The sequence below is a fragment of the Streptomyces sp. 8K308 genome (assembly GCF_004348315.1).
GTDB lineage: Bacteria > Actinomycetota > Actinomycetes > Streptomycetales > Streptomycetaceae > Streptomyces.
The window spans coordinates 1-8,410 of the sequence record NZ_SMKC01000309.1 but is presented as its reverse complement, the minus strand read 5'-3'; the positions used below and the strand labels follow the sequence as shown (position 1 = coordinate 8,410).

The 8,410-nt window shown below is 73.4% G+C and carries 8 protein-coding genes; 5 read left to right on the top strand and 3 right to left on the bottom strand.

Annotated features, from left to right (window positions below):
- Positions 1–27: 27 nt before the first annotated feature.
- The gene (locus E1265_RS29325) at positions 28–1,911 is read right to left on the bottom strand and encodes a phosphoenolpyruvate carboxykinase (GTP) (protein WP_243741197.1); all 1,884 of its coding nucleotides are present in this window, start codon (positions 1,909–1,911) and stop codon (positions 28–30) included.
- Between the two features lie 175 nt (positions 1,912–2,086).
- Here E1265_RS29325 and E1265_RS29320 point away from each other — a divergent pair, with 175 nt between their 5' ends.
- The 3 genes from E1265_RS29320 to E1265_RS29310 all read left to right on the top strand — a co-directional run bounded on the left by E1265_RS29320 (position 2,087) and on the right by E1265_RS29310 (position 4,923).
- Positions 2,087–2,731: a hemolysin III family protein gene (locus E1265_RS29320; RefSeq protein WP_132934020.1), complete on the top strand. Its 645-nt coding sequence runs from the start codon at positions 2,087–2,089 to the stop codon at positions 2,729–2,731.
- Positions 2,732–2,813: 82 nt separating this feature from the next.
- Entirely contained in the window at positions 2,814–4,310 is a 1,497-nt protein-coding gene (locus tag E1265_RS29315; RefSeq protein ID WP_132934019.1) for an MFS transporter, read from the top strand.
- A gap of 4 nt (positions 4,311–4,314) precedes the next feature.
- Positions 4,315–4,923: a TetR family transcriptional regulator gene (locus tag E1265_RS29310; RefSeq protein WP_132934018.1), complete on the top strand. Its 609-nt coding sequence runs from the start codon at positions 4,315–4,317 to the stop codon at positions 4,921–4,923.
- 15 nt (positions 4,924–4,938) lie between these two features.
- Here E1265_RS29310 and E1265_RS29305 read toward each other — a convergent pair whose 3' ends face one another.
- A complete protein-coding gene (locus E1265_RS29305; protein ID WP_132934017.1) occupies positions 4,939–5,772 on the bottom strand; it encodes an ABC transporter permease in 834 nt (277 codons plus the stop codon).
- Positions 5,769–6,677, bottom strand: coding sequence for an ATP-binding cassette domain-containing protein (locus tag E1265_RS29300; protein ID WP_207931258.1), 909 nt, complete (start codon positions 6,675–6,677; stop codon positions 5,769–5,771). Before E1265_RS29300 ends, E1265_RS29305 begins: the two co-directional genes overlap by 4 nt.
- Before the next feature lie 132 nt (positions 6,678–6,809).
- Between E1265_RS29300 and E1265_RS29295 the strand changes: the two genes are divergently transcribed.
- Complete coding sequence (locus tag E1265_RS29295; protein WP_132934016.1) at positions 6,810–8,003, top strand: histidine kinase; 1,194 nt, start codon at positions 6,810–6,812, stop codon at positions 8,001–8,003.
- Positions 8,000–8,410, top strand: a 411-nt coding sequence (locus tag E1265_RS29290; RefSeq protein ID WP_132934015.1) for a response regulator transcription factor, incomplete at its 3' end; no start/stop codon positions are given. The genes E1265_RS29295 and E1265_RS29290, both read left to right, overlap by 4 nt.

The window sequence follows — 8,410 nt, the reverse complement described above, 5'->3', positions numbered from 1 at the left end:
GCGCGGCGGCCCGCGGAGGGGCGTCGCTCAGCCCGCCCCGGAGGGGCCCCGCGGGGCCAGTCGCGCGGCCAGCGCCTCGTACTCGGCCCAGAGTCCCTCCGGCGTGTGGTCACCGAAGGTGCGCAGGTGGTCCGGGATCAGCGCCGCTTCCTGGCGCCAGATGTCGGAGTCGACATCCAGCAGGAAGTCCAGGTCGGCCGGCGCCAGGTCGAGGTCGGTCGTGTCCAGCGCCCCGGCCGCCGGCAGCACGCCGATCGGCGTCGTGACGCCCTCGCCCCGCCCGTCGAGGCGGTCGATGATCCACTTCAGCACCCGGATGTTCTCGCCGAAACCGGGCCAGACGAACTCGCCGGCCGCGTTCTTCTTGAACCAGTTGACGTAGTAGATCTTCGGCAGCTTCGCCGGGTCCGGCGCGTTCTCGCCGACCCTGAGCCAGTGGGCGAAGTAGTCGCCCATGTTGTAGCCGCAGAACGGCAGCATGGCGAACGGGTCGCGCCGGAGTTCGCCGACCGTGCCCTCGGCGGCCGCGGTCTTCTCGGAGGCGACGTTGGCGCCGAGGAAGACGCCGTGGCGCCAGGAGAAGGACTCGGTGACCAGCGGCACGGCCGTGGCCCGGCGGCCGCCGAAGAGGATGGCCGAGATCGGCACCCCGGCCGGGTCCTCCCACTCGGGGGCGATGGTCGGGCACTGGGCGGCCGGCACGGTGAACCGCGCGTTGGGGTGGGCGGCCGGCACCCCCGAGTCCGGGGTCCAGTCGTTGCCGCGCCAGTCGGTGAGGTGCGCGGGCGGCTCGTCCGTCATGCCCTCCCACCACACGTCGCCGTCGTCGGTGAGGGCGACGTTGGTGAAGACGGAGTTGCCCCACAGGGTGCGCATGGCGTTGGCGTTGGTGCGCTCGCCGGTGCCCGGCGCGACGCCGAAGAAGCCCGCCTCGGGGTTGATGGCGTAGAGCCGGCCGTCCTCGCCGAACCGCATCCAGGCGATGTCGTCGCCGATGGTCTCCACCGTCCAGCCGGGCAGCGTGGGCCGCAGCATGGCGAGGTTGGTCTTGCCGCAGGCGGAGGGGAACGCCGCCGCGACGTAGTAACTCTTAGCTCCTCCGTTGCGGGTGGGTTCGGCGCCGGCCTCCGGCGGGGTGAGCTTGAGGATCAGCATGTGCTCGGCCAGCCAGCCCTCGTCGCGGGCCATCACGGACGCGATGCGGAGCGCGTAGCACTTCTTGCCGAGCAGCGCGTTGCCGCCGTAGCCCGAGCCGAAGGACCAGATCTCGCGGGTCTCCGGGAAGTGCGAGATGTACTTGGTCGGGTTGCACGGCCACGGCACGTCCCGCTGGCCCTCGGCGAGCGGCGCGCCCACCGAGTGCACGGCGCGCACGAAGGCGCCGTCCTCGCCGAGCTCGTCGAGCACCGCGTTGCCCATCCGGGTCATGGTGCGCATGGCGACCGCGACATAGGCCGAGTCGGTGATCTCGACGCCGAGCGCGGAGAGCGGGGAGCCGAGTGGCCCCATGCAGAACGGCACCACGTACATGGTGCGGCCGCGCATGGCACCGCGGAATAGGCCGTTCGCGCCGGTGAAGATTTCCCGCATCTCGCCTGGCGCCATCCAGTGGTTGGTCGGGCCGGCGTCCTCCTCACGCTCGGAGCAGATGAAGGTGCGGTCCTCGACCCGGGCGACGTCGGTCGGGTCGGAGGCGGCGTAGTAGGAGCCGGGCCGTTTCTCGGCGTTGAGCGGGGTGAAGGTGCCGTTGGCGACCAGGGTGGCGCACAGTCGGTCGTACTCCTCCTGGCTGCCGTCACACCAGACGACCTCGTCCGGTTCTGTCAGGGCTGCTATCTCCTCGACCCAGGCGATGAGCTTGTGATGCCGGGTCGGGGCGTTGGCGGCGACGGGAGCTGAGGTCAGCGTCACGTTCGCTCCTGTGGTTGAGGGTTTTCGTGGAGCGGGCCGGGTGCCGGAGGGCCAGCACACGACCAGTGCGCTCATTCGATAAGAACGAGCGCTCATCTGATGGTGCCGCTTCTTCTCTTCTGTGTCCAGAGGAGCTCATGTGAGCAGGTTGCACGACCCCTATACCATCAATCGCATGACTCCGCCCGTTAAACCCCACCTGCGCGGCTGGCTGCATGCCGGGATGTTCCCGGCGGTGTTGATAGCCGGCATGCTGCTGACCGCGTTCGCGGGCAGCCCCCGGGCCCGTGTCGCCTGTGCGATCTACGCCATCACGGCCTGCGCCCTCTTCGGCGTCAGCGCGCTCTACCACCGGGGGACCTGGGGTCCGCGGGCGGAGGCGGTGCTGCGCCGACTGGACCACGCCAACATCTTCCTGATCATCGCCGGCACCTACACACCCTTCACGATCCTGCTGCTCGACGGCGCGCGCGGGCAGGCGCTGCTCTGGATCGTCTGGCTGGGCGCGCTGGCCGGGATCGCGTTCCGGGTCTTCTGGACCCACGCGCCACGCTGGCTCTACACGCCCTGCTACATCGCGCTCGGCTGGGCCGCGGTCTTCTTCCTGCCGGACTTCCTGCGCGCGGGCGGGATCGCGGTGCTGGCCCTGGTGGTGGTCGGCGGGGTCCTCTACAGCGCGGGCGGCGTGGTCTACGGGCTGAAGAGACCGGACCCGTCGCCGCGCTGGTTCGGCTTCCACGAGGTCTTCCACTCGTTCACGCTGGTCGCCTTCATCGTCCACTACGTCGGGATCTCACTGGTGGCCTACCAGCACGGCTGACGGCAACCAGGACCCCACAACTTGACAGCAGCTCTCTTCTGGGAGTCACTATCATTTGATAGCGACTCTCGGAGGTCTGTCCATGGTTCGCCGCTGGTGGGCGCTGACCGCGCTCGGTCTCGCCATGCTCGTGCTCGGCTTCGACATCACGATCCTGAACGTGGCCCTGCCCACCCTCGCCGCCGACCTCGGCGCGAGCACGGGCGAGCAGCAGTGGATCATCGACGCGTTCCTCGTCGTCTTCGCCGCCTGCATGCTGCCGGCCGGGCTGCTCGGCGACCGCCTGGGCCGTCGCCGGATGCTGGTCGCCGGCCTGGCGATCATGCTCGTCGGCTCGCTGGCCGGCACCCTCGCCGACGACCCCGCCACCCTGATCGCCGCCCGCGCCGTGATGGGCCTGGGCGCCGCGCTGATCACCCCGCTCGCCATGGCGGTGCTGCCCACCCTCTTCGACCCGGAGGAGCGTGCCCGGGCCATCGCCGCCCTCACCGCCGCGCTGGCCGCCGGCATGCCGCTCGGCCCGCTGCTCGGCGGGCTGCTGCTCGACCACTTCTGGTGGGGCTCGATCTTCCTGATCAACGTGCCGCTCATCGGCGTCGGCATAGCCGCCTGCGCGCTGCTGCTCCCCGAGAGCCGCGACCCGGCGGCGCCGCGCCTTGACCCGCTCAGCACCCTGCTCAGCGTCGGCGGCCTCGGCCTGCTGGTCTACGGCGTCATCGAGGGCCCGGCGCGCGGCTGGACCGAGCCGGTGGTGCTCGGCGCACTCGCCGGCTCCCTGCCGCTGCTCGCCTGGCTCTTCCTGCGCGACCTGCGCCGGCCGGTGCCGGTGCTCGGCCTCCGACTGCTGACCCGCCGCGACTTCCGCTCGGCCGCGCTCGTCGGCACGGTGGGCAGCCTGGCGATGGCCGGCCTGCTGTTCGTCGTCCCGCAGTACCTGGGAGCCGTGCGCGGCCATGACGCGTTCGGCACCGGTCTGCGGCTGATGCCGATGATGGGCGGGCTGCTGGTCGCGGCGCGCGCCTGCCAGCCGCTGACCAGGCTCCTCGGGCCGCGCACCATCGTGGCCAGCGGCCTGGCGCTGCTCGCCTTCGCCGGCATGCTCGGCGCCACCACCGACACCGACTCCGGATACGGGCTCGCCGCCGCCTGGCTGACCGTCACCGGGCTCGGCGTCGGGCTCGCCCTGATCCCGTCCATGGACGCGGCGCTCGGCGCGCTCCCCGCCGACCGCGCGGGCAGCGGCTCGGGGCTGCTGATGACCGTCCGGCAGGTGGGCAGCGCCATCGGGGTCGCGCTGCTCGGCAGCCTGCTCGCCCAGGGGTACCGCGACCGGCTCGACACCGCGGGGCTGCCGGCCGAGGCCGCGGACGCCGCCCGGGAGTCCGTCGTCGCCGCCCACCTGGTCGCGGAGCGGGCGGGCGCGCCGGGCCTGGCCGAGGCGGCCGACGCCGCGTTCCTGCACGGCATGGGCCTCGCCCTGTTCGCGACGGCGCTGGTCGCGGCGGTGGGCGCGGTCTTCGGCGGCCTGCTGCTGCCAGGCCGGAGCGTGGCACCGCCGGAGGCCGGTGAACGAGAATGAGCCCATGCCCACCGCATCCGAGCCCAGGACCAGCCTCCGCGAGCGCAAGAAGATCCGCACCCGGCAGGCCATCCGCCGGGCCGCGTACCGGCTGTTCGACGAGCGCGGCTTCGACGCGACCCGGGTCGACGAGATCGCCGAGGCCGCCGAGGTCTCGCCGAGCACCGTCTTCCGCTACTTCCCGACCAAGGAGGACATCGTCCTCTCCGACGAGGAGGACCCGCTGATCGAGGCGGCGCTGCGCGCCAGGCCTGCCGACGAACCGCCTCTGACCGCGCTGCGCGCGGCACTGTACGACGTGATGTCCGAGCTGTGGGCGCGGCCGGAGGCCCTCGCCGAGCTGCGGCAGCGGATGCGTCTCGTCGCGTCGGTGCCGGCGATCCGCGCCCGGATGCACGAGTCCATCGGGCGATCCGGCGACGTCCTGCACGGTGCCCTCGCCGAGCGGACCGGCCGGGCCCCCGGTGACCTGGAGCTCCGGGTCTTCACAGGCGCCATGCTCGGCGCGCTGACCGAGGCGCTGCTGCACTGGACCGAGGAGGGACTCCAGGGAGACCTGAGGGACGTCCTCGACCGCTCCTTCCGCGTCCTGGAGAACGGCCTCGCCGACTGACACCCGTCGGTACGCTCACTGGTCGCGACGCAGCACCGCCACCACCGTCAGCGCCGCGGCGACCGCCGCCCACACCGCGTACACCGTCCAGGCGCCGCCCACCGTCATCGGGTAGGGACCGTTTACCCAGTCGACCGTCCTGGTCAGCTCCTCCCAGGCGCTGTACGGCATCGCGTGCCGGATGGTCGCCGACCAGTGGCGGTCCTCGCTGAAGAACGTCGGCAGCAGCGGCAGCGCGACGACCGCGCAGACCACCGCCGCTGCGCTGTGCCGGACGAGGGCCCCGAGCGCGGCGCCCACCAGGCCGCTCACCGGGGCCAGCAGCGCCGAGGCCACCACCACCCGGAGCGCGCCCGGATGGTCGATCGACACCCCGGCGTCCCGCGCCGACAGGATCGCCTGCGAGGACCAGAACGAGACCGCCGCGACGAGCGCGCCGAAGCCCGTCAGCACAGCCGCGAGCACGCAGACCTTGGCCGCCATGACCGAGCCGCGGGCCGGGACCGCGGCGAACGTGGTGCGGATCGAGCCGCTGCCGTACTCGCCGGTGACGGCTAGGGCGCCGATGGCGCTCGCGGCCAGCATCAGGATCAGCGCGCCGTTGGAGGTGAACGCGTCGAGCAGCGACATCCCGTCGGCGACGAAGCTCGCCCGCGTCCGGGCGTCGTACTGGTGCCAGTAGCGGTAGTGGTCCCAGGCCGAGCCGGCGTTGAAGCCGACCACGGCCAGGCCGGCGAGCAGCAGGAACCACGGGGTGGAGCGCAGCGACCAGAACTTGAGCCACTCGGCGGCGAGCGGGTCCACGAAGCGGGCGCGCGGCTCGGCCACCGGCAGGGGGTGCGTGGTCATCGGGCGGCTCCGGAGGCGTAGTCGACGCGGTCGGCGGTCAGTTCCATGAAGGCCTCCTCAAGCGAGGCGGCACGGGTGGTCAGCTGGTGCAGCGGAACGCCGTGCCGCAGGGCGAGTTCGCCGATCCGCGCCGCGTCGAGGCCGGTCACCGTGAGTTCGCCGTCCGCCTCCCTGACGGTCGCGCCGGCGGCTTTCAACGCGGCCGCGAGCACGGCCGGTTCCGGGGTGGCCACGGTCACGCTCGCGCTGCCGCCCCGGGCCGCGAACTCGGTCAGACTCTCCGCCGCGATGAGCGAGCCGCGCCCGACCACCACCAACTCGTCGGCGGTGTGCTCCATCTCGGACATCAGGTGGCTGGAGACGAACACGGTGCGCCCCTCGCCGGCGAGCCGCCGGAACAGGCCGCGCACCCACTTCACGCCCTCCGGGTCGAGGCCGTTGAGCGGCTCGTCGAAGAGCAGCACCGGCGGGTCGCCGAGCAGCGCGCCGGCGATGCCGAGGCGCTGCCGCATGCCGAGCGAGAAGCCGCCGATCCGACGCCGGGCCGCGTCGGCGAGGCCGACCTCGTCGAGCACCTCGGCGACCCGGGCGCGCGGGACGCGGTTGCTCACGGCCAGCGCCGTGAGGTGGGCCCGGGCGGTGCGGCCGCCGTGCACGTCGCCGGCGTCCAGCAGCGCGCCGACGTGCCGCAGCCCGCGCGGCCGGTCCCGGAAGGGCTGGCCGTGCACCGTGACGGTGCCCGAGGTGGGCGTGTTGAGGCCGAGGATCAGCCGCAGGGTGGTGGACTTGCCGGCGCCGTTGGGGCCGAGGAAGCCGGTGACCCGGCCCGGGCGGACCGTGAAGGTCAGCCCGTCGACGGCCGTGGTGCCGCCGTACCGCTTGGTGAGTTCGCGTACTTCGATCACGCCGCCCAGGCTGCCGGGCGCGCGGGCGGCGGGCATCGGACGACGGCCGACAGTCGGCGCCCCGGCTGTCATCCACGGGTGTACACCCACGGTCCGATGCCGGGCCGCGGGCCGGCCGCCTACCATCGGTCCATGCCGAGCACCCGGCCCTCCCCGCGGCTCAGGCGCCTGTCACCAGCCGCCTGGGTCTCCCTCGCCTGGGGCGTGGGCGCGGTGTTCACCTTTCTGATGCGGCAGCGGCTGCCCGGCGAGAGCGGGCCCTCGGTCACGGCCGGAGTGCTGTACTACCGCTGGGACGGCGTGGCCACGCTGGTGCTGGCCGCCGCCCTGAACGTGGCCGGCTGCCGGCGGCTCGACCGCCGGCCGCTGCGCGCCGTCGGCCTGCTGCTGGCCAGCGCGGTGGTCGCCTCGACGTCGCTGAGCGTCGCCGAGATTCCCATGGCCCAGTTCCTCGCGGTGGACGTCGCGCTCTACTTCGTCGCGGCCAACGCGTCGCGCCGGACCGGGGCGGTGGCCCTGTCCCTGGCCCTCGGCACGCTCGCCGGCTATCTGACGGTCCGGCTACTGTCCCGCTGGCCGGTCGGTCTCTCGGCCGAGCTCGCCGTGGCGCTGACCGCCGTGATCGCCTGGCTGCTCGGCAGCGCGGCCCGACAGGCGCGCGAGCACGTCGAGGCAGCGCGCGTCCAGGCCGCCGCCCAGGCGGTGACGGCCGAGCGGCTGCGGATCGCCCGCGAACTGCACGACATGGTGGCGCACAGCATCGGCGTCATCGCGCTCCAGGCCGGCGCTGCCCGCCGCGTCATCGACCGCCAACCGGCGATGGCGCGGGTCGCGTTGGGTGAGATAGAGACCACGGGCCGGGAGACGCTGTCGGGGCTGCGCCGCATGCTGGGCGCGCTGCGCGCGTCGGAGCCGGTCCCGGCGCCGCTCACGCCGAGCCCGGGCCTCGCCGACGTGGCGCGGCTCGCCGAGGCGACGACGGCCGCCGGCGTGCGGGTGGAGGTGCGCCGGCTCGGCGAGCCGGGGCCGCTGCCGCCGGAGATCGACGTCTCGGCCTACCGGATCGTGCAGGAGGCCATCACCAACGTGGTGCGCCACTCCGGCGCCGGCAGCTGCCAGGTGACGATCGAGCGGCGGGGCGAGGAGCTGACCATCGAGGTCCTGGACGGGGGCCACGGTTCTGGCGCCGCGAGCGGCACCGGCTGGGGCCTGGTCGGCATGCGGGAGCGGGTCGCCCTGCTGCACGGCGAGTTCGCGGCCGGACCGCTGGCCGGCGGCGGCTTCCTGGTCAGCGTCCGGCTTCCGGTGCCGGCCGCGGTCTCATGACGTTCCGGGTGCTGCTCGTCGACGACCAGCCGCTGGTCAGGACGGCGCTGCGGATGGTGATCGCCGAGGCGGCCGACCTGGCGGTGGTCGGGGAGGCCGCCGGCGGCGCCGAGGCCGTCCGGCTGGCGGAGCGCCTCGCGCCGGACGTGGTGGTGATGGACATCAGGATGCCGGGGATGGACGGCATCGAGGCCACCCGCCGGATCACGACCGGCCCGAGCCCGGCGCACGTCATCGTGCTGACCACCTTCGACGATGACGACTACGTCTACGGCGCGCTGCGCGCCGGCGCCGCCGGCTTCCTCGTCAAGGACATGGCGCTCGACGACATCCTGGACGCGGTCCGGGTGGTGGCGGCCGGCGACGGGCTGATCGCGCCGGCCGTCACCCGGCGGCTGATCAGGGAG